This is a genomic window from Inhella sp. (assembly GCF_041912635.1).
Lineage (GTDB): Bacteria > Pseudomonadota > Gammaproteobacteria > Burkholderiales > Burkholderiaceae_C > Inhella.
Window position 1 is genome coordinate 1 of the sequence record NZ_JAYRMO010000072.1, and the last position, 1,743, is coordinate 1,743.

Genomic DNA, 1,743 nt, shown 5'->3' on the forward strand with positions numbered 1-1,743 from the left:
GCGGCGGGCGGCCTGCACCTTGAACTGTGCTGCCTGCGCGGGTGCCGCTGCGTTGTTGCCGATCGAGAGCATGGCAGCCTCCCCGCGTTACTCGGACAGGTACGCGCGCCGCACCTGGGCGTTGAGTTGGGAGCGCTGCTCGCTGCTGTTGCGCTCTGCTTCAGCGGTGGCGTCCGGCGCATTGGACGAAGGCGCCGCCTGCGCCTGCTGCGCCAGCGCCTGGGCGCGGGGGCTCAGGGTGACGGTGGTTTCGTTGTCAGGCTCGGCGGGGGGCTCGTTCTGCGCGCTGGCGTTGCGGTTGTAGGCCGCGCTGGCGCTGGCGGCTGCCACGGCCTGGGGCGCGGCATAGCGGTTGTCGGCTTGCGGGTTGCGTGCGATGGCGTCCATGGTTTTGCCTCCGATGCGCTGCAATACCGCCCATCGTCCTGCAATTGCCGCCAAATGTAAAGGGCTGGGCGGCTTCCAAAGGCCCTGCAATTGCTATGCTTTTTATAGCTGCCAGTGCTTATCCATTGCGCGCCAGCAGCCAAGAATACTCACAAAAATGCGTGGATGCGCTGGGCATCGAGCTGGGCCACGGTCTCGCGGCCCAGGGCGGTGAGGGTGAGCGCTGCCGAGCGCGTGGCAACGTCAATACCCAGGCCTGCGCGGGCGGGCCAGGGGGCGTCGATGCGCATGTAGCGGTCTTCCAGGCGGTCTTCCATCACCGCGACCACATGCTGCTGCTGCACGGAGATCATGGTCAGGATGAGGCGCCCGTCGTTGAGCCAGCCCACGGCGCCTGCGTCGGCCTCGATCTGGTCGGCGGGCCGGTAGCCCATGGCCGCCGTGCCCACCGAGAGCATGCGTACGCGCGAGGGCTTGGCGCCCATGAACAGCTCTGCCTCGTGCAGCGCCACCTGGTCGGGGGCCATGGCAAACAGGCCGCCGTCGGCGTACAGGGCGTGCCCGATCTGCACGCTGGGAAAGAACGCTGGCGCTGCACTCGTGGCCATGGCCACATCGACGGCGCGGATGTCCTCGTCCCCCAGCGAGGTATCGGCATGCGGGGTCTTGAAGACCTTGGTCACGCAGCGCGACACATCGACCGCCGGGATCACCACCGCGTGCAACGCATCGCCCAGCGTGCGCTCGCCCAGATGGCGCGTGAGCTCCTGGCGCAGCGTGTCGCCGCTGTACTTGGGGCCCAGCACCGAGCGCGTCAGGTCGAGCAGGCGGGTGACGGCGCCGCTGGGCAGCTTGCGCGCCGAGAAGATGTCTTCGCCCTTTTCCACGAACAGCTTGACGATCTGGGCCATGGGCACTTCGTAGGCCAGCGCCAGCGCCAGCAGGCCGCCCACCGAGGTGCCTGCGATCAGGTCAAAGCGCCGCCCCAGGGGCTCGCCCACGCGTTCTTCCAGGTCTGCCAGCACCACGGCGGTGTACAGCCCCAGGTAGCCGCCGCCGCTGAGCGAGAGGATGCGAAATTCGGATGTTGCGTTCTTGGTAGCCATGGAGCAAAAGAAAGGGAAAAAACTGCAGGCGCGTTCACGCCCGTGCCTGGTAGTCGAGCAGCCATTGCGCCAGAGCGTCGGCGGGCATGGGCTTGGCGTAGTGGTAGCCCTGCGCCTCGTGGCAGTGGTACAGATGCAGAAAGCGGGCCAGTTCGGCGGTTTCCACGCCCTCGGCAATGACCTTGAGCTTGAGGCTGCGCGCCATGCTGATGATGGCGCGCACGATGGCGGCGTCGTCCGGGTCGCTGGC

Annotated in this window: 3 protein-coding genes; all 3 read right to left on the reverse strand. The window is 67.5% G+C overall.

Going from position 1 to position 1,743, the window contains the following annotated elements; all coding sequences use genetic code 11:
* Positions 1-87: 87 nt before the first annotated feature.
* Positions 88-387 carry a hypothetical protein gene (locus ACE3QP_RS21705; protein WP_374439161.1) on the reverse strand — a complete coding sequence of 100 codons (300 nt, stop codon included), beginning with the start codon at positions 385-387 and terminating at the stop codon, positions 88-90.
* 149 nt (positions 388-536) lie between these two features.
* Entirely contained in the window at positions 537-1,493 is a 957-nt protein-coding gene (locus tag ACE3QP_RS21710; RefSeq protein WP_374439163.1) for a CBASS cGAMP-activated phospholipase, read from the reverse strand.
* Between the two features lie 34 nt (positions 1,494-1,527).
* Positions 1,528-1,743, reverse strand: a 216-nt coding sequence (locus tag ACE3QP_RS21715; protein ID WP_374439165.1) for an EAL domain-containing protein, incomplete at its 5' end; no start/stop codon positions are given.

Bases quoted from the DNA above. Each gene is read 5' to 3' on its own strand.
- ACE3QP_RS21710 (WP_374439163.1), bottom strand. From the start codon at position 1,493: ATGGCTACCAAGAACGCAACATCCGAATTTCGCATCCTCTCGCTCAGC.
- ACE3QP_RS21705 (WP_374439161.1), bottom strand. From the start codon at position 387: ATGGACGCCATCGCACGCAACCCGCAAGCCGACAACCGCTATGCCGCG.